This is a genomic window from Nitrospirillum guaranorum (assembly GCF_034653275.1).
GTDB lineage: Bacteria > Pseudomonadota > Alphaproteobacteria > Azospirillales > Azospirillaceae > Nitrospirillum.
On the sequence record NZ_JAYEES010000004.1, the window covers coordinates 703651 to 726636 of the forward strand.

15 protein-coding genes, 1 tRNA gene and 1 pseudogene are annotated in these 22986 nt (G+C 68.4%); 14 read left to right on the forward strand and 3 right to left on the reverse strand.

All coding sequences use genetic code 11. The features are described 5' to 3' along the window. Nucleotides 1–213: 213 nt before the first annotated feature. Nucleotides 214–287, reverse strand: a tRNA-Cys gene (locus tag UAJ10_RS24885). 307 nt (nucleotides 288–594) lie between these two features. On the opposite strand from UAJ10_RS24885, the gene UAJ10_RS24890 reads away from it, so the two are divergent. The 4 genes and pseudogenes from UAJ10_RS24890 (at nucleotide 595) to UAJ10_RS24905 (ending at nucleotide 6611) form a co-directional block, all read left to right on the forward strand. Further along, a complete protein-coding gene (locus UAJ10_RS24890; RefSeq protein ID WP_322917942.1) occupies nucleotides 595–1248 on the forward strand; it encodes a protein-L-isoaspartate O-methyltransferase family protein in 654 nt (217 codons plus the stop codon). A gap of 323 nt (nucleotides 1249–1571) precedes the next feature. Continuing rightward, nucleotides 1572–2945, forward strand: a complete 1374-nt coding sequence (locus UAJ10_RS24895; protein WP_322917943.1) for a TolC family outer membrane protein — start codon at nucleotides 1572–1574, stop codon at nucleotides 2943–2945. A 527-nt stretch (nucleotides 2946–3472) separates the two neighbouring features. Then, nucleotides 3473–3847: a PopZ family protein gene (locus UAJ10_RS24900; protein ID WP_322917944.1), complete on the forward strand. Its 375-nt coding sequence runs from the start codon at nucleotides 3473–3475 to the stop codon at nucleotides 3845–3847. A gap of 114 nt (nucleotides 3848–3961) precedes the next feature. Further along, nucleotides 3962–6611: pseudogene (locus UAJ10_RS24905) on the forward strand (valine--tRNA ligase). Nucleotides 6612–6684: 73 nt separating this feature from the next. Here UAJ10_RS24905 and UAJ10_RS24910 read toward each other — a convergent pair. Both UAJ10_RS24910 and gph read right to left on the reverse strand, forming a co-directional pair. Continuing rightward, nucleotides 6685–7749, reverse strand: a complete 1065-nt coding sequence (locus UAJ10_RS24910; RefSeq protein WP_322917945.1) for a hypothetical protein — start codon at nucleotides 7747–7749, stop codon at nucleotides 6685–6687. Nucleotides 7750–7808: 59 nt separating this feature from the next. Continuing rightward, on the reverse strand, nucleotides 7809–8483 hold the full coding sequence (gene gph / locus UAJ10_RS24915; protein ID WP_322917946.1) for a phosphoglycolate phosphatase: 675 nt from the start codon (nucleotides 8481–8483) through the stop codon (nucleotides 7809–7811). Nucleotides 8484–8630: 147 nt separating this feature from the next. Here gph and glmU point away from each other — a divergent pair, with 147 nt between their 5' ends. The 10 genes from glmU (at nucleotide 8631) to UAJ10_RS24965 (ending at nucleotide 22977) form a co-directional block, all read left to right on the forward strand. Beyond that, entirely contained in the window at nucleotides 8631–10001 is a 1371-nt protein-coding gene (gene glmU / locus UAJ10_RS24920; protein ID WP_322917947.1) for a bifunctional UDP-N-acetylglucosamine diphosphorylase/glucosamine-1-phosphate N-acetyltransferase GlmU, read from the forward strand. An 86-nt stretch (nucleotides 10002–10087) separates the two neighbouring features. Continuing rightward, nucleotides 10088–11566 (forward strand): SulP family inorganic anion transporter, encoded by a 1479-nt coding sequence (locus tag UAJ10_RS24925; protein ID WP_322917948.1) that lies wholly within the window; start codon nucleotides 10088–10090, stop codon nucleotides 11564–11566. Beyond that, nucleotides 11473–11814 carry an STAS domain-containing protein gene (locus tag UAJ10_RS24930; protein ID WP_322919051.1) on the forward strand — a complete coding sequence of 114 codons (342 nt, stop codon included), beginning with the start codon at nucleotides 11473–11475 and terminating at the stop codon, nucleotides 11812–11814. The genes UAJ10_RS24925 and UAJ10_RS24930 overlap by 94 nt, the downstream gene beginning before the upstream one ends. A gap of 183 nt (nucleotides 11815–11997) precedes the next feature. Further along, nucleotides 11998–13509, forward strand: a complete 1512-nt coding sequence (locus UAJ10_RS24935; RefSeq protein ID WP_322917949.1) for an NAD-dependent succinate-semialdehyde dehydrogenase — start codon at nucleotides 11998–12000, stop codon at nucleotides 13507–13509. Nucleotides 13510–13842: 333 nt separating this feature from the next. Continuing rightward, nucleotides 13843–15315, forward strand: a complete 1473-nt coding sequence (gene zwf, locus UAJ10_RS24940) for a glucose-6-phosphate dehydrogenase (RefSeq protein ID WP_322917950.1) — start codon at nucleotides 13843–13845, stop codon at nucleotides 15313–15315. A 103-nt stretch (nucleotides 15316–15418) separates the two neighbouring features. Further along, on the forward strand, nucleotides 15419–17260 hold the full coding sequence (edd, locus tag UAJ10_RS24945) for a phosphogluconate dehydratase (protein ID WP_322917951.1): 1842 nt from the start codon (nucleotides 15419–15421) through the stop codon (nucleotides 17258–17260). Then, nucleotides 17257–17898: a bifunctional 4-hydroxy-2-oxoglutarate aldolase/2-dehydro-3-deoxy-phosphogluconate aldolase gene (locus UAJ10_RS24950; RefSeq protein ID WP_322917952.1), complete on the forward strand. Its 642-nt coding sequence runs from the start codon at nucleotides 17257–17259 to the stop codon at nucleotides 17896–17898. Before edd ends, UAJ10_RS24950 begins: the two co-directional genes overlap by 4 nt. A 312-nt stretch (nucleotides 17899–18210) precedes the next feature. Continuing rightward, the gene (locus tag UAJ10_RS24955) at nucleotides 18211–18831 is read left to right on the forward strand and encodes an RNA polymerase sigma factor (RefSeq protein ID WP_322917953.1); all 621 of its coding nucleotides are present in this window, start codon (nucleotides 18211–18213) and stop codon (nucleotides 18829–18831) included. Continuing rightward, nucleotides 18797–19843 (forward strand): FecR family protein, encoded by a 1047-nt coding sequence (locus tag UAJ10_RS24960; RefSeq protein ID WP_322917955.1) that lies wholly within the window; start codon nucleotides 18797–18799, stop codon nucleotides 19841–19843. Before UAJ10_RS24955 ends, UAJ10_RS24960 begins: the two co-directional genes overlap by 35 nt. A 197-nt stretch (nucleotides 19844–20040) precedes the next feature. Continuing rightward, complete coding sequence (locus UAJ10_RS24965; protein WP_322917956.1) at nucleotides 20041–22977, forward strand: TonB-dependent receptor; 2937 nt, start codon at nucleotides 20041–20043, stop codon at nucleotides 22975–22977. Nucleotides 22978–22986: the final 9 nt, after the last annotated feature.

The window sequence follows — 22986 nt, forward strand, 5'->3', positions numbered from 1 at the left end:
GGGGGACGCGCCGCCTGCGACGCACGGGTTGGAAGCTGGGGTGAGGGGGGCTGCGGACAGTGGTCTCGGCCGTGGCAACTATCAACCCCGCCCGCTGGTTCCATCGCGGATGGGGGCCGGGGGCAGAGCCCGCTAGGGAGTGGCCGAATTACGACGGACGACGCGCCGTCGGGCGCGATCGTCAAACCGCATCATTTATATAGTAGGGGGAGTTGGAGGCACGGCCGGGAATCGAACCCGGATTCACGGATTTGCAGTCCGTTGCATCACCATTCTGCCACCGCGCCATCCACGAGAACCGACCGGCGGGGCCGTCCAGCGGCGCCTGCGGTCAGGGCAGGGCGCCTCTATAGCGTCGCCCGCCGGGGCGGTCAAGCATGCTGGCGTCGCTTTCTGACGTTTCGGTGACGGCGCGGGGCCAGGGCCGGACCGAAGGCTTGGGCGAAGGGCGGCGATGGGCGCCCGGTGCAGGCATCAATTGTCTTCGGGCGGCGGGGGGATATATACCGATCCTGGTTTTTCAAGCGTGTGCGGGCCGATAGGCCGCGTGCGCGCCCCTCCCTCCGCCTCGTTTCCATCAGATCGGTATATCCCATGGCCGCCGACTACACCGCCGCCCGCGTCAACATGATCGAGGGGCAGATTCGCCCCAACAAGGTCACCGACCCCTTTGTGGTTGAGGCTTTCCTGGCCATCCCGCGCGAGCGGTTCGTGCCCGAGGCGCTGGCCGGCGTCGCCTATGTCGACGAGGACGTGCCCGTGGCCCCCGGCCGCTACCTGATGGAGCCGATGGTCCTGGCCCGCCTGGTGCAGGAACTGTCCCTGACCCGTGCCGACAAGGTGCTGGCCGTGGGTGTGGCCACCGGCTACGCCGCCGCCATCATGGCCGAGATGGCCGGTTCGGTGGTGGCGCTGGAAAGCGATGCCGCCCTGGTCGAGGCCGCGCGCAAGGCCCTGGCCGGTGTCGCCGGCGTCACCGTGGTGCAGGGCGACCTGGCCGCCGGCTACGCCGCCAAGGCACCCTACGGCGCCATCCTGATCGACGGTTCGGTGCTCGAGGTGCCGGCCAGCCTGCTGGACCAACTGCCCGAGGGCGGCCGCCTCGTGGCCGTGGTCATCAACGCCGCCGGCCTGGGCGAGGCGCGCTATTACCGTAAGGTGGGCGGCGTCGTGTCGCACCGCATCCTGTTCGACGCCGCCGTCCGGCCCCTGCCGGGCTTCGAGCGTCGCGCCGAATTCGTGTTCTGATCCGGGGCCCCGCGCCGGGTCCTGCTGCCCGGCGCGGGCTTCGTTCCACCCCTTCGCGGCCGACCTGGCGCGGCCGGCCTGGGCCGGGACCGGGCGGATAGGGGGCGACGGTCCCCCGAAACATGGCCTTAAGTGGACCTTTGCGGTTCCACCGATCATGTTACAGAGTGTTTTTTAAGGGGCGCGTTGGCGCCGATGGGGATTCGGGGTGCGGTTCCGCTACGGTCGCGTGCGTCATGGCGCGCCCCGCCTATAATATTTATTTAAGGTGTTTGGGGAAAATGGCGATGCAAGTGAACACCGCTGGATGTGGGGCAGAGGGCATGGGAACCGGACATTGGGTGAAGCGGGCGCGCCGGCTGGCCGCCGCCCTGCCGCTGACGGCGCTGGCCATCACCGTGGCGACCGTGGCCCACGGGCAGTCGCTGGAGGACGCCCTGGTCCAGGCCTACCAGAACAATCCCACGCTGGAAGCCGGCCGCGCCGGCCAGCGCGCCACGGATGAAGGCGTGCCCCAGGCCCGCGCCGCCATGCTGCCCACCGTCACCGCCGACGGCAACCTGGGCAAGGAGCGGCTGAGCCAGGGCAACGCCATCCAGCACATGAACCCGGCGCAGAGCGGCGTCACCATCAACCAGGCGATCTACGCCGGCGGTAGCATTCAGGCCGGCATCAGCCAGGCCGAGAACACCGTGGAGGCCGGCCGCGCCGGCCTGCTGGATACCGAGCAGCAGGTGCTGCTGGCCGCCGCCACCGCCTATCTGGACGTGGTGCGCGACCAGGCCGTCCTGGACCTGAACATCAACAACGAGCAGGTTCTGACCCGGCAGCTGGAGGCGTCGCGTGACCGCTTCCGCGTGGGTGAGCTGACCCGCACCGACGTCAGCCAGTCCGAGTCGCGCCTGGCCGGCGCCACCGCCGACCGCATCTCGGCCCAGGGCGCCCTGGCCGCCAGCCGCGCCACCTACGCCAAGCTGATGGGCCAGGTGCCCGGCACGCTGAAGCAGCCGAACCGGGTGGTCCACCTGCCGGTGAACCAGGAAGAGACCATGGCCGCGGCCGAGGTGTCGGCCCCGGTGGTCGTCGCCGCGCGCTACAACCACAAGGCCTCGCAGGACGCCGTCGACGGCGCCTTCGGCCAGATGCTGCCGCAGCTGTCGGCCAGCGCCCAGTACTACCGCAACTGGGACCAGTCGCTTCCGGGCGTGCAGTACGACACGGCCGTCATCTCCGCCCGCGTCACCATTCCGCTGTATGAAGGCGGCGGCACCTCGGCCAAGGTCCGTGGCGCCAAGCAGACGGAACAGCAGCGCCGCACCCAGGTGATGGAGGCCGTGCGGTCGGCCGACGAGACGGCGGTGAAGTCCTGGCAGGCCCTGATGACGGCCCGCGCCGCCATCGAGGCCTACAAGAGCGCCGTCGCCTCCAACGAGATCGCGCTGGAAGGCGTGCGGCAGGAACAGTCGGTGGGCTCGCGCACCATCCTGGACGTGCTGAACGCCGAGCAGGAACTGGTGAACGCCAAGGTGCAGCTGGTCCGCGCCCAGCATGACGAGCAGGTGGCGTCCTACGAGGTGCTGTCGGCCGTGGGCGACCTGACGGCCGCCAAGCTGGGCCTGAACGTCCCGCTGTACGACGCCAAGGCCCATTATGAAGAGGTCAAGGACAAGCTCTGGGGCCCTTCGATCGAGAAGTAAGCGGCGACCCGCCCGGTCGCGCGCGCCAGACGGGGGCGGCTCCATGGCTTGGGGCCGCCCTTTTCTTTTGTCGAAGGGCGGCGGCCGGCCCTATTCTTGAGGGGAAGCAATAGCGGGGGCGAATAGGGCGGGGCGGGATGACGAGGGGCCAGCATTGGCGACCGGCGCGTTCGTGATTAACCCAATGGCATTTTTACTGTTCTTGCCCTAGGCTGCCCCGAACGTCGGTGCCCATACGTCGGTGCGGGGCCCGCGCTTACCGGTCCCACGCCGTTACAGGTCAGGTTAGGCAACAATGGCTGACAAGTCACAACAAGAACCTTCGATGGAGGAAATCCTCGCCTCCATCCGGCGGATCATTTCTGAAGACACCGACGCGCCGCCGCCCGAGCCGGAGGCGCCGCCCCCGCCCCCGCCGCCGCCTCCCCCTCCGCCCCCGCCGGAGGACGACATTTTCGAGGCGGTGCCCATGCCGCCTCCCCCCTCCGCCGCCACCTCCCCCGCCGCCGCCTCCACCCGAGGACGACGTGCTGGAACTGACGGACATCATCCCGGACGAGCCGGCACCGGAGCCCGAGCCCCTGCCGGATCCCTTCGCGTATGAGCCGCCGCCCCCGCCGCCGCGCCGCCCGCCGCCGGCCATGGACGATGACCGGCTGATGTCGCAATTCACGGAGGAAGCGGCCAGCCGCGCCTTCTCCGGCCTGTCGGGCTTCCGCCGCGGCGGTCCCAGCCTGACGGGGGAGGGGCCCATCGGCCGCTCCGACGTCACGCTGGAGGAGATCGTGCACGTCCTGGTCCGCCCCATCCTGCGCGAATGGCTGGATGAGAACCTGCCCTCGCTGGTCGAGCGCCTGGTCAAGCGCGAGATCGAGAAGGTGGTACGGCGCGGACTCGACTGAGGCGCGCCGCTTCGATACACCTTGGGGCCCCCAAGGTGACCCCAAAGGGGGCGGCGCCATACCCCGCGCCGCCCTTTTCTTTTTGCTTTGAGCCCGTGATTTCAGGTGCCCGCCATGCTGGACAAGACCTTTTCCCCCGCCGACGTCGAACGCAGCCGCTATGAGCGCTGGGAGCGCTCGGGCGCTTTCGCCGCCCACGTGGACAGCAACGCCCAACCCTACACCATCATGATGCCGCCGCCCAACGTGACGGGCAGCCTGCACATGGGCCACGCGCTGACCTTCACGCTGCAGGACCTGCTGGTCCGCTATCACCGCATGAGCGGCCGCGACGCCCTGTGGCAGCCGGGCACCGACCATGCCGGCATCGCCACCCAGATGGTGGTGGAACGCAACCTGGCGAAGGAAGGCAAGACGCGGGCCGAGATGGGGCGCGAGGCCTTCCTCAAGAAGGTCTGGGAGTGGAAGGCCGAGTCCGGCGGCACCATCACCCGCCAGCTGCGCCGCTTGGGCGCCTCGCCCGACTGGTCGCGTGAACGCTTCACCATGGATGAGGGCCTGAACGCCGCCGTCCGCAAGGTGTTCGTGGAGCTGTTCCGCCAGGGCCTGATCTACCGTGACAAGCGCCTGGTGAACTGGGACCCCAAGCTGCACACCGCCATCTCCGACCTGGAGGTCGAGCAGAAGGAGGTGAAGGGCAGCCTGTGGTACTTCCGCTACCCGGTCGAGGGTCTGGAAGACACTTACATCACGGTCGCCACCACCCGCCCGGAAACCATGCTGGGCGATACCGGCGTGGCCGTGCACCCGGATGATGAGCGCTACAAGGACCTGGTGGGCAAGAACGTCATCCTGCCCATCACCGGCCGGCGCATCCCCATCGTCGCCGACGAGTACGCTGATCCGGAGACCGGCACCGGTGCGGTGAAGATCACCCCCGCCCACGACTTCAACGATTTCGAGGTCGGCAAGCGTCACAACCTGCCCATGATCAACCTGTTCGACCGCGACGCGAAGCTGAACGAGCACGCGCCGGACGAGTACCAGGGGCTGGACCGCTTCGTCGCCCGCAAGAAGGTGGTGGAGGAGATCGAAGCCCTGGGCCTGCTGGAGAAGATCGACCCGCACACCCTCATGCAGCCGCACGGCGACCGCAGCGGCGTGGTCATCGAGCCGTGGCTGACCGACCAGTGGTATTGCGACGCCGTCACCCTGGCGAAGCCCGCCCTGGAGGCGGTGGAGCAGGGCAAGACCCAGTTCGTGCCCAAGCAGTGGGAAAACACCTATTACGAATGGATGCGCAACATCCAGCCATGGTGCATCAGCCGCCAGCTGTGGTGGGGCCACCAGAATCCCGGCGTGGTTCGGGCCGGATGGAAAGTTCTTCGTCGCTGAGACGGAAGCCGAGGCCCAGGCGGAGGCGGATGCCCATTACGGCGCCGCCACGCCCCTGACCCGCGACGCCGACGTGCTGGACACCTGGTTCTCGTCCGCCCTGTGGCCCTTCTCCACCCTGGGCTGGCCGGAGAAGACGCCGGAACTGGCGCGCTACTACCCCGGTGACGTGCTGGTCACCGGCTTCGACATCATCTTCTTCTGGGTCGCCCGCATGATGATGATGGGCATCCACTTCATGGGCGACGTGCCCTTCCGCACCATCTACATCCACGCCCTGGTGCGGGATGAGAAGGGGCAGAAGATGTCGAAGTCCAAGGGCAACGTCATCGATCCCCTGGACCTGATCGACCAGTACGGCTGCGACGCCCTGCGCTTCACCCTGACCGCCATGGCGGCGCAGGGGCGCGACATCAAGCTGGCGACCTCGCGCGTCGAGGGCTACCGCAACTTCGCGACCAAGCTGTGGAACGCCGCCCGCTACGCCCAGATGAACCAGGTGGCGCCCGTCCCGGGCTTCGCCCCCACTGGCCTGACCCAGACGGTCAACCGTTGGATCGTGGGCGCCGTGGCCGACTGCGCGGCACAGGTGACCGAGGCGCTGGAAGGCTATCGCTTCAACGATGCCGCCAACGCCCTGTACCACTTCGCCTGGGGCAGCTTCTGCGACTGGTACCTGGAATTCACCAAGCCCATCCTGCAAGGCGAGGATGAGGCGGCGAAGGCCGAGACCCGCGCCGTCACCGCCTGGGTGCTGGACCAGATCCTGCACCTGCTGCACCCTATCATGCCCTTCCTGACGGAAGAGCTGTGGGAGAAGCTGGGCGAGGGACAGGATCGTGGTGAGCTGATCACCGCCGCCTGGCCGGAGTACCCGGCGGGCTACAAGGACGCCGGCGCCCAGGCTGAGATGGACTGGGTGGTGCGCTTCATCTCTACCATCCGCACCATCCGGTCGGAAATGAACGTGCCGCCGTCGGCCCAGTTGCCGCTGCTGGTGAAGGGCGCCGGGGCCGACACCGCCGCGCGCCTGGGCACCCACCGCGACCTGATCCTGAAGCTGGCCCGCCTGTCCGACATCACCCTGACCGAGGAGGCGCCGGCCACCGGTGCCGTGCAGGCGGTGGTGGACGAGGCGACGCTGGTCCTGCCCCTGGCCGACTTCATCGACCTGGCCAAGGAGAAGGCCCGCCTGGCCAAGGAAATCCAGAAGCTGGAGGGCGAGATCGCCAAGGTCGACGCCAAGCTGGGCAACCCCAACTTCGTCGACAAGGCCCCGCCCGAGGTCATCGAGGAACAGCGGGAACGCCGGGCCGAGGCCGACGGCACCCGCGCCAAACTGGCCGAGGCGCTGTCCCGCCTGGGCTGATGCCCGCCCCGTCCGAAACGCGAACGGCCGTCTCTTCCGGGGCGGCCGTTTTGCGTTGAGGGGGGCGGGGCCCTCAGGGGGCGAAGGGACCGGGCGCGTCGGCCGTCGGCTTTTTCAGCCAGATGCCGGCCAGGGCCACGAAGGGGATCAGGTGCAGCAGGGTGCGGGTCTCATTGGTCAGGCCCAGGGCCAGCACGGCCAGCACCTGCACCAAGACGAAGGCCGCCAGCGACAGGGCACGGACGCCGTGCCGCTTCACCATCACCGCCACCAGGCCCAGCACGATGGCCAGGTAGATGGGGATCAAAAGATCCAACGACAGGCTGGGATCGGTGATCCAGTCGTAGAACTGGCCGAAATTCTCCCCCACCTGGATGTGGAAATAGGCGTCGAACGTGGTGGAGGATGATTTCTGGATGTCGCGGAAGATCTTGTAGCCGATCTCTTCCTTCAGCAGCGTCTTGCGCAGGAATTCGATGATGGCGAAGGCGGCAATGCTGCCCAGCGCGCCGGAGGCCAGCCAGCGCCAATCCGGCCGGCGCTTTTCCACCCAGGCGTCGATGACGGCCTTGGCCATCATATAGCCGCCGATGAAGACGGCTGATTCGTGGTTGAAGCAGGCCACGCCCAGCAGAGCCAGGAAGGCCCACCACGGCGCCCGGGTCAGGACCAGCAGGTAGAACACCGCCGTGGTCAGCAGCAGCACGAAGTCCCAGATGTACAGCCAGGGCTTCGACATCAGCGCCATGAACAGCACATGCATGGCCAGCAAGGCCGTCCAGGCCCTCTGCCGTCCGTTTTCCGCCGGACCGCCCGCCGCCTGGGCGGCGTAGAACAGGGCCAAGCCGGCGCCGGTCAGGCCGAACACGGCGACGACGGCGTGGGCGCTGGTCAGGTTCACACCCGTCAGTTCGATCAGATGTTCCAGGAAGGGCGCCAGCACGCGCGACTGGAAGAAGCGCCAGTGCGGATAGCCCTGCAGCACCCCCACCTCGGCCTGCAGGTTCTGCAGCAGGTACTGGTCGAAGAAATGGACGATGTGGCGCCACTGCGCCACAGCCAGGATGAAGGCCGTGCCCGTCACCAGCAGGGCGTCGAGGTATTCCTCCCGCCCAGCGCGCAAATCCAAACCACGCATATGCGACGTTCCCCGATAAGCCGGCCCCAATACGCCGGCCCCAATAAGCGATCAGGCCGTCACCCCGCGGCCAAATCCGCCAGGGCGGACGGCAGGTCGCGGAAATGATCCACCAACCGGTCCGCCCCCAGTTGTTCCACGGGCATGCGCGGATAGCCATAGGTAACGCACACGACCTGGCAACCGGCGGCGCGCCCGGCCGTCACGTCGTTGGCGCCATCGCCCACCATGATGGTCTTGCCCGGGGCGGCCGCCAGGTGGGCCATGGCGTGCAGCAGCGGGCCGGGGTGCGGCTTGCGCGTGGGCAGGGTGTCGCCCCCGACCACCGCCTTGAAGTAGGGCGCGAGGCCGATGGCCTCCAGCACCGCATGGGTCGCCCGTTCGGGTTTGTTGGTCACCAGGGCCAGGGGGATGTCGGCGCTCAAGGTGGCCAAGGTTTCCGCCACACCGGGGAAGACGCAGGACGGATCGGCCGGCAAGGCCTCATAGATGGCCATGTAGCGGTCGGTCATGGCGGGGACCGAGTCGGGATCCAGGGGCCGGCCCACGGCGGCGAAGGTGCGGGTCACCAGCATGGGGGCGCCGTCGCCAATGAACTGGTGCACCTGCGCCAGGTCCAGGTTGGGCAGGTCCTCTTCATCCAGCAGGCGGTTGATGCCGGTCAGGATGTCGGGCGCGCTGTCGATCAGCGTTCCGTCGAAGTCGAACAGGACGGCGGCGGGCATGAGGCTCATGGGGGCGGCATCCGGGCGATGGCGGTTTCGCGAGACACCCTCGTTGTGGCAGTAAGGGGGCCTTGCTGGCAATGGCGTCGGGCGGGGGCTCATCCCATCGGACGAGGTCCAGCAACCTGAACAGTCGCCTTGAAAAGGTTCATCGCCATGACCGCCCCGACCTCGACCCCCGCGCTCGCCTGCATCATCCTGGCGGCTGGCAAGGGCACCCGGATGAAGTCCGACTTGCCCAAGGTGCTGCACCCCATCGCCAATGAGCCCATGGTGGCCCATGTGCTGCGGGCGGCGTCGGCGTTGCGCCCCGACCGGGTCATCGTCGTGGTGGGGCCGGGGCAGGAGGCCGTGGCCCAGGCCGTGGCGCCGCACGCCACCGTGCTGCAGCCGCAGCAGCTGGGCACCGCCGACGCCGTGAAGGCGGCGCGCGCGGACCTGGGCGATTTCGACGGCGACGTCCTGGTGCTGTTCGGCGACACGCCCCTGGTGCGGCCGGAGACGCTGTCCCTGCTGGTGCAGGCCCGGCGCGGCGCCGGCGACCCGGCCGTGGCGGTGCTGGGCATGCGCCCGGCCGATCCCGCCGCCTATGGCCGCCTGGTGCAGGATGAGGCCGGCGGCCTGACCAAGATCGTGGAATACCTGGACGCCACGCCGGAGGAGCGGGCCATCGGCCTGTGCAACGCCGGCCTGATGGCCTTCGACGGTCGCCGCCTATGGGCCATCCTGGACGCCATCGGCAGCGCCAACGCCAAGGGCGAATACTACCTGACCGACGCCGTGGCCGTGGCCCGCGCCCAGGGGTACGCCTGCGCGGTGGCGGAGGGGGACCCGGCGGATGTGGAGGGCGTCAATTCCCGGGTTGAGCTGGCCAAGCTGGAACAGCTGATGCAGGCCCGCCTGCGCCGCCAGGCCATGCTGAACGGCGCCACCCTGGCCGACCCGGACACCGTCTGGTTCTCCGCCGACACGGTGCTGGGCCGCGATGTCACCGTGGGCCAAAACGTCGTGTTCGGGCCCGGCGTGGTGGTGGAGGATGGCGTGACCATCCGGCCTTTCTGCCACCTGGAAGGGGTGGTGGTGCGGCGCGAGGCCATCATCGGCCCCTATTCCCGGCTGCGCCCGGGGTCCGACATCGGCGTGGGCGCCCACATCGGCAACTTTGTGGAGGTCAAGGCCTCCACCCTGGGCAACGGTGCCAAGGCCAACCACCTGGCCTATGTCGGCGACGCCGATATCGGGGAGGGGACCAACATCGGCGCCGGCGCCATCACCTGCAACTATGACGGCACCTTCAAGTACCGCACCCAGGTGGGCCGCAACGTCTTCGTCGGTACCAACGCCACCCTGGTGGCCCCGGTACGGGTGGGTGACGGCGCCTTCATCGCCGGTGGCAGCACCATCACCGAGACGGTGCCGGCCGACGCCCTGGCCATCGGCCGGGGCCGCCAGGTGGTGAAGGAAGGCTGGGCCGCCGCCTTCGCCGCCGCCCAGAAGGCGCGCAAGGCGGCGCAGAAGAAGGGCTGAGCGGGAAAGGGTTAGGCGAGGACGGCCCGACTGGGCGATGGTATGGGGCAAAGGATGGGTGCGGCGCATTAACGACAGGGGGCGTCATGCACAGGACGATGGCGGAACCAGGGTGGCGGGAACTTTATAAACCCAAACTGGTCACGGTGCTGCGCGAGGGGTATGGCCTGCGCGACCTGCGGGCCGACCTGGTGGCCGGCCTGACCGTGGCCATCGTGGCCTTGCCGCTGTCCATGGCCATCGCCATCGCCTCGGGCGTTACCCCGGACCGGGGGCTGTACACCGCCATCGTCGGCGGCTTCCTGGTGTCGCTGCTGGGCGGCAGCCGGTTCCAGATCGGCGGCCCGGCCGGGGCCTTCATCGTGCTGGTCGCCGCGTCGGTGGAGCGGCTGGGGGTGGGGGGCTTGGCGCTGGCCGTGGTCCTGTCCGGCCTGATCCTCATGGCCATCGGCGCCCTGCGCCTGGGCACCTTCATCAAGTACATCCCCTATCCCGTTACCGTGGGCTTCACCGCCGGCATCGCCGTCATCATCGCGGCCAGCCAGGCGCGTGACCTGTTGGGCCTGACGCTGCCGGGCAAGGAGCCGGGGCCGCTTGTGCCCAAGCTGTTGGCCCTGGGGCACGCGCTGCCCACGCTGAACCCCGCCGCCCTGGGGACGGCGGTGGCGACCATCGCCCTGATCGTGCTGCTGCGGCGCTGGCGTCCTCAATGGCCCGTCCTGCTGATCGCGGTGGCGGCGGCCAGCGTGGTCGCGGCGCTTGCCCACCTCCCCGTTGAGACCATCGGCACGCGCTTCGGCGGCATCCCGCGCAGCCTGCCGGCCCCCCATCTGCCGCCCCTGTCCCCGGACCTGGTGTTGGCGGTTCTGCCGGACGCGGTGTCCTTCGCGCTGTTGGGCGCCATCGAAAGCCTGCTGTCCGCCGTGGTGGCCGATGGCATGACCGGCCGGCGCCACCGCGCCAACGCCGAGCTGGTGGCGCAGGGTGTCGCCAACATCGCCAGTGCGCTCTGCGGCGGCATCTGCGTCACCGGCACCATCGCCCGCACGGCCACCAATGTGCGGGCGGGTGCGCGCGGGCCGGTGTCCGGCATGGCGCACGCCGTGTTCCTGGCGCTGTTCATGGCCGTGGCCGCGCCGCTGGCCAGCTATATCCCCCTGCCGGCGCTGGCGGGGGTGCTGGCGATCGTCGCCTGGAACATGGCGGAGAAGCATGCCTTCGGCCTGTTGCTGCGGGCGTCCTGGGGGGATGCCGCGGTGCTGCTCTCCACCTTCCTGCTGACTGTCCTGCGGGACCTGACGCTGGGTATCGTCGTCGGCTTCGCCACCGGGTCGCTGCTGTTCATCCACCGCATGGCCGGGACACTGCGGGTGGAGGGGGCAACCCCCTGGTGGCCCCTGACGTGGCCGATCGCGCCGGCCCGCTGCCGGACCAACCCCAGACGCGCGACGACGACATCCTGGTCTTCCGCCTGTCCGGCGCCTTCTTTTTCGGGGCGGCGGCCGGCGTGTCCGCCCTGTTCGACCGCATCGCCGCCCGGCCGCGGGCTTACGTGTTGGACCTGACGGCGGTGCCGCTGCTGGATTCCACGGCTGTCACCGTCATCGACGGGCTGGCGGCCAAGGCGCGCAAGCAGGGGGCGGTCGTGGCCATCGCCCTGGCCGATCCGGAGGCGCGGCGCCTGCTGCTGACACAGGGCCTGAAGCCGCCGCGGGTTTATGTCGGCCGCACCCTGGACCAGGCGCTGGTCCGCGCCCGCCGTGCCTTGGGCCGGCCGGGGGACCTGCCGGACGCGGACCACGAAGCGGCCTGAGCCCCAGACTTGAATTTCAGCCCGGCATGGGAACGCAGGCTAAGGGCGGACGGTTGTGACCTGGCTTGGCCGGGGGCCTGCCCGCCTACAGGGCGCGCCTACGGGGCCACCCGCATTGCAACGCCCCCGGATCCGGCCTACGTAAGAACCATGCCCCCAGGCGGTTGTTATAAGAGGTTTGCCATGGACACCCCCGTTCGCGCCCCCCACGGGCCCCTCATCCGCACGGCTCAAGCCCTTGGGCTGAAGGACCCCGATCTGCTGCGGGATCAAGCCTATATCGGCGGGTCCTGGGTGGATGCCGACGGCGGCGGTACCATAGATGTCGACAACCCGGCGACGGGGGAGGTCATCGGCACCATTCCCGACATGGGCGCCGCCGAGACGGCGTTGGCCATCAAGGCGGCCAACGCGGCCTGGGCCGGCTGGCGCGCCCGCACCGCCAAGGACCGTGCCGCCGTCATGCGCCGCTGGTTCGAGATGATCATGGCGGCGCAGGAGGATCTGGCCCGCATCATGACGGCGGAGCAGGGCAAGTCCCTGGCCGAATCGCGGGGCGAGGTTGCGTACGGCGCCAGCTTCATCGAATGGTTCGCGGAGGAGGGCAAGCGCGCCTACGGCGACACCATCCCCAGCTTCGCCGGCGACAAGCGCATCGTGGTGGTGAAGGAGCCCATCGGTGTCGCCGCCGCCATCACCCCCTGGAACTTCCCCATCGCCATGATCACGCGCAAGGTGGGGCCGGCCTTGGCCGCCGGCTGCCCCATCGTGGTGCGCCCGTCGGAGGTGACGCCCTACAGCGCCCTGGCGCTGGCCGTGCTGGCGGAGCGGGCGGGCGTGCCGCCGGGGGTGTTCAGCGTTGTCACCGGCCATCCCAGACCCATCGGCGGGGAGATGACGTCCAACCCGCTGGTGCGCAAGCTGTCCTTCACCGGCTCCACGCCGGTGGGCAAGCTGCTGATGAAGCAGAGCGCCGACACGCTGAAGAAGCTGAGCCTGGAGCTGGGCGGCAACGCGCCCTTCATCGTCTTCGACGATGCCGACCTGGACGCGGCGGTGGAGGGGGCCATGGCCTCCAAGTATCGCAACGCCGGCCAGACCTGTGTCTGCGCCAACCGCATCCTGGTGCAGGACGGCGTCTATGAGGCCTTCGCCGCCCGCCTGGCCGAGGCGGTGGGCCGCCTGCGCGTGGGCAACGGCGCGGACAAGGACGTGACCACCGGCCCCCTGATCAACGCCGCCGCGGTGGAGAAGGCGGAGCGCCACATCGCCGACGCGGTGTCCAAGGGCGCGCGCGTCGCCATGGGCGGCCGGCGCCACGCGCTGGGCGGCAATTTCTTCGAGCCCACCCTGCTGCTGGACGCCACGCCGGACATGATCCTGGCGCGGGAGGAAACCTTCGGCCCGGTGGCGCCGCTGTTCCGCTTCAAGGACGAGGCCGAGGCCATCCACATGGCCAACGACACCGAGTTCGGCCTGGCCGCCTATTTCTACAGCCGCGACATCGGCCGCATCTGGCGGGTGGCCGAGGCGCTGGAATACGGCATGGTCGGCATCAACGAGGGCATCATCTCCACCGAGGTGGCGCCCTTCGGCGGCGTGAAGCAGAGCGGCTTGGGCCGCGAGGGCTCCAAGTACGGGATCGAGGATTACCTGGTGGTGAAATACCTGCTGATGGGCGGCCTGAAGGCCTGACGCGGCGGGTGAGGGGCTGAAAGCGACATGAGGTTATTGGGCCCCGACGGGGGCCGCCGCAGGTTTTAGGGTGGCTGAAGCCGCCCTTGAACCGAGGAAGCCAGGCGGCCGGATGGCCGCGCCCGGCGCATGAGGGGGCGTTCGGTCGGTCACGGCCGAACGCCGCACGGAATAGCTGTCATGTTACGGAATTACCGGAAAATCACCCCGCTGATTACCTGGCAGGTGATTTTCCGGTGGCGCTTCCAGGGAATTGTGGTAGTGAAATAACCGCATAATCGATAACGGGCGGATGGCCCTGCCATCCCTGGGAAACCAAGCCAAGGCGCCATCATGGCTGAAGTGCTGCAAGTCAATCCCTTCGATTTCGTCGTTTTCGGCGGTACCGGCGATCTTGCCATGCGCAAGCTCCTGCCCGGCCTCTACTACCGGGAGCGTGACCGGCAGATGACGGACGAGAGCCGCATCATCGCCGTCAGCCGCACCGACCAGACGGTCGAGGATTTCCGGGGCACGGTGTGGGCGGCGCTGCAGCGCCACGTGCCCGCCGCCGACCTGGAGACGGCGGTGTGGGAGCGTTTCTCCGCCCGCTTGGGCTATGTGTCGCTGGACGCGACCAAGCCGGCCGGCTGGGAACCCCTGCAGACCCTGCTGAAGGGGCATGAGGACAAGGCCCGCGTCTGCTACCTCGCGACGGCCCCCAGCCTGTTCGGCGCCATCTGCCGCAACCTGCAATCGGCCGGTCTGGTGACCGACACCTGCCGCGTCGTGCTGGAGAAGCCCATCGGCCATGACGGGAAGTCCGCCAACGCCGTGAACGAGGAAGTGGGCGCCGTCTTCCCCGAGGACCGCATCTACCGCATCGACCATTACCTGGGTAAGGAGTCGGTGCAGAACCTGATGGTCCTGCGCTTCGGCAACGCCCTGTTCGAGCCGCTGTGGAACAGCAGCTGGATCGACCACATCCAGATCACCGTCGCCGAAAGCGTGGGCGTGGAAGGCCGGGCCGAGTACTACGACAAGGCCGGCGCCCTGCGCGACATGGTGCAGAACCACTTCCTGCAGCTGCTGTGCCTGGTGGCGATGGAGCCGCCGGCCCACCTGTCGGGCGACCAGATCCGCAATGAGAAGATCAAGGTGCTGCGGGCCCTGCGCCCCATCACCCAGGCCGACGTGAAGGTCAAGACCGTGCGCGGCCAGTATCGCGCCGGCTCCATCGACGGACAGCCGGTTCCGGGCTACGCCGATGAGCTGACGCGGTCCAGCAACACCGAGACCCTGGTCGCCATCAAGGCCGAGATCGAGAACTGGCGCTGGAGCGGCGTGCCCTTCTACCTGCGCACGGGCAAGCGCCTGCCGGTCCGCTATTCCGAGATCGTCGTCCAGTTCAAGGACGTGCCGCACAGCGTCTTCCCCAAGGGCTCGGGCGAGCTTATGGCCAACCGCTTGGTCATCCGCCTGCAGCCGGATGAGGGCGTGCAGCTGAACATCATGACCAAGGTGCCCGGCCCCGGCGGCCTGCGCCTGCGCTCCGTGCCGCTGAACCTGTCCTATGCCGAGGCGTTCAAGGACCGCTATCCCGAGGCCTACGAGCGTTTGCTGATGGACGTGGTGCGGGGCAACCCGTCGCTGTTCATGCGCCGTGACGAGGTGGATGCCGCCTGGTCGTGGATCGACACCATCCTGGCCGGCTGGGAACAGACGGACATGCGCCCGGATCCATACGCCGCCGGCGGCTGGGGCCCCATCAGCGCCGCCCTGCTGCTGGACCGCGACGGTCGCCGTTGGCACGACCCCGAACTGTAACGGTTCGGCGGAGTTTATTCGACTTCTGCCCCCGGGGCCGGCGCCGCATCGCCGGTTCCGCCGGCGCCCCCACGTTCATGGCTCATCAGCCAGGGAGGACCCCATGGCGCTCAACGACACCCTGCGGCGGGTTACCGACCGCGTCATCCAGCGCAGCGCGGACAGCCGCGCCCGTTATCTGAAGCGCCTGGACGCCCAGAAAGGCCAGAGCCCGCGGCGCGGCGCGCTGGGCTGCGGCAACCTGGCCCACGGCTTCGCCGGGTGCGCCGCCGACGACAAGGCCGCGCTGGCCGGCAACGCCAAGTCCAACATCGCCATCGTGTCGGCTTACAACGACATGCTGTCGGCCCACCAGCCGTTCGAGCGCTTCCCCGCCATCATCAAGAAGGCGGCGCACGACGCGGGCGTGGTGGCCCAGTTCGCCGGCGGCGTCCCCGCCATGTGCGACGGCGTGACCCAGGGCCGCGACGGCATGGAGCTGTCGCTGTTCTCCCGGGACGTCATCGCCCAGGCCACGGCCATCGCCCTGTCGCACGACATGTTCGACGCGGCGCTGTACCTGGGCATTTGCGACAAGATCGTCCCCGGCCTGCTGATCGGCGCCCTGTCCTTCGGCCATCTGCCGGCCATCTTTGTGCCGGGCGGCCCCATGCCGTCGGGCCTGTCCAATCCGGAGAAGGCGCGCATCCGCCAGCTGTACGCGGAGGGCAAGGCCACCCGCGACGACCTGCTGGAGGCGGAGTCCAAGTCCTACCACTCCCCGGGCACCTGCACCTTCTACGGCACGGCCAACTCCAACCAGATGCTGATGGAGATCATGGGCCTGCACCTGCCGGGCTCCTCCTTCATCAACCCGAACACCGAGCTGCGCGACGCCCTGACCGTGGCCGCCACCCAGCGCGTGGCCCAGCTGACGACGCAGGCGGGCAACTACACGCCCATCGGCCGCCTGGTGGATGAGCGCAGCATCGTCAACGCCATCGTGGGCCTGCTGGCCACGGGCGGATCGACGAACCACACCCTGCACTTGGTGGCCATCGCGCGCGCCGCCGGCATCCACATCGACTGGCAGGACTTCAGCGACCTGTCGGGCGCGGTCCCGTTGCTGGCGCGGGTCTACCCCAACGGCGTCTCGGACGTGAACCACTTCCATGCTGCCGGCGGCCTGCAGTTCCTGATCGCCAGCCTGCTGGATGCCGGCCTGCTGCACGGTGATGTCACCACCGTGGTGGACGGCACCGAGCAGGGCAGCGGCCTGGATGCCTATCGCCATGAGGCCTGGCTGAAGGATGGCAAGGCCGCCTGGCGGGCCGGCACGCCCACCAGCGCCGACACCAGCATCCTGCGCCCGGCCACCGACCCGTTCGATCCGTCGGGCGGCATACGCCTGCTGACCGGCAACGCCGGCCGCGCCATCATCAAGGTGTCGGCCGTGAAGCCGCAGCACCGCGTCGTCGAGGCGCCGGCCATCGTCTTCGAAAGCCAGGACGAGATGCTGGCCGCCTTCAAGCGCGGCGAGCTGGAGCGCGACTTCATCGCCGTCGTCCGTTTCCAGGGCCCCGCCGCCAACGGCATGCCGGAACTGCACAAGCTGACGCCGCCCCTGGGCGTGCTGCAGGACAAGGGCTTCAAGGTGGCGCTGGTCACCGACGGCCGCATGTCCGGCGCCTCGGGCAAGGTGCCCGCCGCCATCCACCTGACGCCGGAGGCGCTGAAGGGCGGCTCGCTGGCCCGCATCCAGACGGGCGACGTGGTCCGCCTGGATGGCGAGGCCGGCACGCTGGACATCCTGGTGGACGCGGCCGAGTTCGCCGCCCGCCCGGCCGTCACACCCGACCTGTCCGCCAACACCTGGGGCACCGGCCGCAACCTGTTCGGGGCCATGCGCGCCCATGTGACCGGCGCCGAGGACGGCGCCCATAGCTTCGGAGAGGATTTCGCATGAGTTCGCAGAGCAAGTTGGGCGTGGGCGAAATCCTGGCCCTGGGACCTGTCGTCCCGGTCCTGATCATCGAGAAGGTCGAGGACGCCCTGCCGCTGGCCGAGGCCCTGGTCGAGGGTGGTGTGCGGGTGCTGGAAGTCACCTTGCGCACCGAGGCCGCCCTGGCCGCCATCGAGACAATCGCCGCCAAGGTGCCCGACGCCGTGGTCGGCGCCGGCACGGTGGTGACGCCGGACCAGGTGGGCCGCGTGCGCGACGCCGGGTCGCAGTTCATCGTCAGCCCCGGCTGCTACCCCGCCCTGCTGGACGAGGTGCTGGCCCAGGGTGTGCCCTTCCTGCCCGGCACCGCCACCCCGTCCGAGGTGATGGCGCTGCAGGCCCGGGGCCTGCGCCATGTGAAGCTGTTCCCGGCCGAGGCCGTGGGCGGCCTGAAGCTGATCAAGTCGCTGGCCTCGCCCCTGCCGGGCGTCACCTTCTGCCCCACGGGCGGCATCACCGTGAAGACGGCGCCCGATTACCTGGCCCAGCCCAACGTCGCCTGCGTCGGCGGCTCGTGGCTGACGCCGGCGAACCTGGTGGCGGCCAAGGATTGGGCCGGCATCACCAAGCTGGCGCGGGAAGCGGCGGCCCTGCGGGGCTGAGCCAACGCTTTCGTTTTTCCTGTGATCGCCCGGCCTTGTGGCCGGGCGATTGTCGTTTGAGGATTATGATACCCCGGTACGAGAGGTGGACTCGTGCCGCGGTAGCCCGCGCCTGCGGGCGCCGGAGCGAGTACCGCGGGGCGCAGCGAGGAAGCCAAGGGCGCGAATGCGCCCGCCGGCGCCTGAGGGGCACTTTGGGAGGTCACGACCAAATGCCTGCGCGTATGACGCCCAATTCCTAAATTTTCATGACAGATGGCAGGGTTCACGGTCGACGCGCATCTAATGGCCGAGGGTTGGATGGGCGGATCGATGTTGAAATCAGCAAAGCGGATAACGGACGAGCGGGCGCATTGGCTGGCCGTCAACGTCGTCCCGCATGAACCGGCGTTGCGGTCGTGGTTGAAGCGCAAGGCGTCGCTGCAGTTCGACGTCGATGACGTGGTGCAGGAGACCTATGCCATCCTAGCCACCAAGGCCTCCGTGGACACCATCAACGACCCCAAGACCTACGCGTTCCAGGTGGCCTATTCCGTCATCCTGCAGCAACTGCGCCATTCCCGCGTGGTGCCCATCACCGCCGTGGCCGACATCGGCACCCTGGAGACGGTGATGGATGAGCCGTCGCCGGAGGACACGGTGCTGGCCCGGTTCGAACTGGAGCAGGTGCAGCGCGCCATCGAGGCCTTGCCGCGCAAGACCCGGACGGCCTTCGTCATGCGCCGGGTGGAAGGCCTGTCGCAGCAGGAGATCGCGCGCCGGATGAATCTGTCCGAACACACCATCCAGAAGCACGTGGCCCGGGGCATCAAGCTGCTGCTGGCCCAGTTCGGACGCGATGGGTCGGATGGGGCGGCGAAGTCGTCGGCGGATAAGAAGAAGACAGGGTTGGAAGAGCGTGATCACGCACAGGCCAAGCGCAAGGTCCATTGATGAGGCGGCGGCCCACTGGGTCGCCCGCCTGGACGCCGGCGCGCTGACCCCGGCGGAAGAGACCGAACTGACGGAGTGGCTGGACAGCGACACCCGCTGCGTCGGGGCGATGGCGCGCGCCCAGGCCTATTTCGTCAGCCCGCGCATGGAACTGGCCATGCGCATCCTGCGCCGGCCCCCGGCACCGTCCGTGGCCCAGTGGGGCACCCTGCCGCGCCGCGCCGTGCTGATGGGTGCCGCCGCCTCCGTCCTGGGTGCCGCCGTGCTCATCCGCCGCCCGGCGCCGGCCGCCGGCCGCCGCTACGCCTCCGAGGTGGGGGAGGTGCGGCGCATCCCCTTGCCCGACGGGTCCAAGATCACCCTGAACACCGACAGCGTGCTGGAGGTCGACTACCGCGAGGACAGCCGCACCGTCCGCCTGCTGAAGGGTGAGGCCTATTTCGAGGTGGCCAAGAACCCTGACCGGCCCTTCATCGTCCAGGGCCCCAAGGCCCAGGCGCGGGCCGTCGGCACCGCCTATGCCGTGCGGCTGGAGGATGACAAGGGCGGCATGCGCGTGCAGGTGGCGTCCGGCAGGGTGGCGGTGGAACTGCCGCCGCCGGCCGCACCCGCCACGGCGTGGCAGGCGCTGGAACGGCTGTGGACGCCATCGGCCGGCGCCATCAACGGCACCCACGTCACCGCCAACCAGGAGGCGGAGGTGCGCGTCGGCCTGAACGCCGCCGGCGTGGAGGAGGTGCAGGTCTCCCTCCGCGACGTGGCGCCCGGCGCCCTGGGCCGCAGCCTGATGTGGCGCGAGGGCTTGCTGTCCTTCGAGGGCGTGACCCTGGCGGAGGCGGCGGCCGAGTTCGCCCGCTATTCCGTCCAGAAGATCGTGGTGAAGGGGGCGGCGCACGAGCGCATCTCCGGTCTGTTCGCCGCCACCGATCCGGCCGGCTTCGCCCGCGCCATCGCCCAGGGCTTGCGTATCAAGAGCAGGCGGGAGGGGGACGTCATCACCCTTTATAAATAAAGCTTGTGTGGATGAACGGCCGTGACGCGAAGTCGAAATGCTTGCGTCACTCAAATTAAATAATGAGAGCGCCAAAATATAAAAGTTTCATTACGGATGGCTTGGTTGGCTCCCCAAAATAATCTAAGGGGCGTGAGGGCGATGAACGCCCCGCGATTGGCAGTCAGACACTGATATTGCTGGGGGAGTCAGTGAAAATGTTTAAGTCTTTGCGCCCGATGCTGCTGTGCGGCGCGGCGTCCGCCGTCATCGCGTTCAGCGCGCCCGCCACGGCCCAGACGCGCAGCTTCGACCTGCCGGTCCAGCCGGCCGTCAGCGCCATCCCGGCCTTCGCCAAGCAGGCCGGCATCCAGATCGTGGCGCCGGCGGGCCAGTTGGACGGCATCAGCACCCAGGCCATCCATGGCGAGCTGGATCGCAAGAAGGCCTTGGCCACCCTGTTGCAGGGCACACCCCTGGTGGTGTCGTCCGACGACGGCGCCGTGGTGGTGCTGCAGATGGGGACACCCGCCAAGGCCTCCGCCGCGGCACCCCGGCCGCAGGCGCGCGCGAACGACGATCCGCTGGAAGAGGTGGTGGTGACCAGCTTCCGCGAAAGCCTGGCGCAGGCCAAGGCGCTGAAGCGCGAGGCCGTCGGATCGGAGGAGGTGATCGTCGCGGAAGACATCGCCGCGTTTCCCGACCTGAACCTGGCGGAATCGCTTCAGCGCGTGCCCGGTGTCACCATCAACCGCGATTCCGGCGAAGGCCGGCAGATCACCTTGCGCGGCCTGGGTCCGGACTTCACCCGCACGCAGCTGAACGGCATGGAAGTGCTGGGCAACACCGCCTCGGGCATGGACAATCGCGGCGCCGTCAGCCGCACCCGCAGCTTCGACTACAGCCTGTTCGCCTCCGAACTGTTCGACCGCGTGACGGTCGAGAAGTCCTACGCCGCCGAACAGGATGAGGGCGGCATCGGAGGCACGGTGGGCCTCAGCACCGCCAAGCCCTTCGATTACGATGGCTTCAAGGCCGTGTTCTCGGCCAAGGGCCAGAACAACAGCAACACCGACAGCGTGACGCCGCGCATGGTGGGCCTGCTCTCCAACCGCTGGGGCGATTTCGGCGCCCTGGTGTCGGTGGCCTACAGCACCAATGACAGCAACGAATACGGCTACCGCAACTGGGGCTGGAGCCAGATCAAGGTGAACCCGGCCAACATCGGCCCGGGCGTCAGCGCCGCCGACGCCGCCAAGATGGCGTCCGGCACCATCTACGCGCCCCAGGCCGACACCTATTCCACCTGGTTCGACCATCGCACCCGCCTGGGCAGCACGCTCGCCCTGCAGTACGAACCGGAGAACGGCCTGAAGCTGGGCTTCGACGCCCTGTACAGCCGCCTGACCAACGACCGCAAGGACTACGCCATGGCGGCGGGCGGCAGCAACGCCCTGACAGGCAACGTTTCCGGCACGCAGGTGCTGCAGTCGGCCGTCATCCAGGGCAACACCCTGGTGGCCGCCAACTACACCGGCGTGGACATGCGCAACGAGTACAACACCGAAAGCGACAGCACCGACTTCTACCAGACGGTGCTGCACGGGTCCGACCAGATCACGGACCGGCTGCTGGTCAAGGGTATGGTGGGCTACTCCCGCTCCGATTATGAGCTGCCCTACTTCGACAAAGTGTTCCTGCAGGCGAAGAACCAGGGCATAGGCTTCGACGACCGCACCACCATGCCGGTCAACACCTACAGCTTCAACACCACCGACCCGTCGCTGTGGAACCTGATGCGCCTGGACACCCAGGCCAACAAGATCATCAATTCCTACAAGAACGCCAAGCTGGACTTCGAATACGCGCTGACCGACAGCTCCACCATCAAGACCGGCTTCGAATACAAGCGCTTCGAGGATGAGGGCGCGCAGTACAACAACAAGGTATTCTACAACGTCCCGGCGGACAGGGCGATCCCGGCCAGCACCAAGTACACGGTGCCCTACGACACCCTGGTGCCCTATATCGTCGGCGACGTGGACGCCATCTACAAGCTGATCGGGCAGACGCGGGACATCGAAAACGCCAAGTTCCTGTCGCCGGGCTCGGACTACCACGTCACGGAAGACACCAAGGGCGGCTACATCCAGTACGACCTGGACACGGACGTCATGGAGCGGCGGCTGAAGGCCAATGTCGGCCTGCGTTACTACTCCACCGACCTGACCTCCGCCGGCTCGGTCAATTCCGGCGGGGTGCTGAAGCCGGTGACGGTGCCGCACACCTACAGCGGCGTGCTGCCGGCCGCCAACCTGGCCTATTTCGTGGAGCCCGACCTAGTGGCGCGCCTCAGCGCCAACCGCAACATCAGCCGCCCGGCCCTGTCCGACCTGCAAGCCGCCGGCACCATCACCACCGCGCCCTTCGGCGGCAGCCTGACCATCGGCAATCCCGACCTGAAGCCCTTCACGGCGGACGCGGTGGAAGGTTCGCTGGAGTACTACGACGGCAAGGTCGGCTTCGTGTCCATCGGCGCCTTTTACAAGAAGCTGAACTCCTTCATCAGCGCCACCACGGTGACGGAGCCGTATTCCGCCACCGGCTATCCGCTGTCGTTCCTGCTGCCGGGGCAGACCGGCGCCACGCCCTACAACGTGTCCCAGCCGGTGAACGTCTCCGGCGCCAGCATCAAGGGCGTGGAGGTGGCGGTGCAGCGCGACTTCGACTTCCTGCCCGCCCCCTTCAACCACCTGGGCATGGTCGCCAACGGCACCTTCGCCGACGGCAGCTCCCCCGCCATCATCAACGGCAAGTCCTACGACCTGCCGCTGGTCAACCTGTCGCGCTTCTCGGCCAACGCCACGCTGTACTACGAAACCGAGACCTGGGGCGTGCGCATCTCCGAGGCCTACCGCAGCCAGTACCTGGACAGCATCGGCGGCAACGGCAACGTGGGCGAGGCGTATGAGCCGACCAACAACGTCGACTTCTCCGCCCACTACAACGTCACCCCGCACATCAAGGTGACGCTGGAGGGCCTGAACCTGACCGATGAGCACATCGTGCAGTTCACCGACCTGACCGCGCATCGCATCGAGGTCAACACCTCCAGCGGTCGCACCTTCCTGTGGGGCGTGACCTGCGAGTTCTAAAGTTTCAAA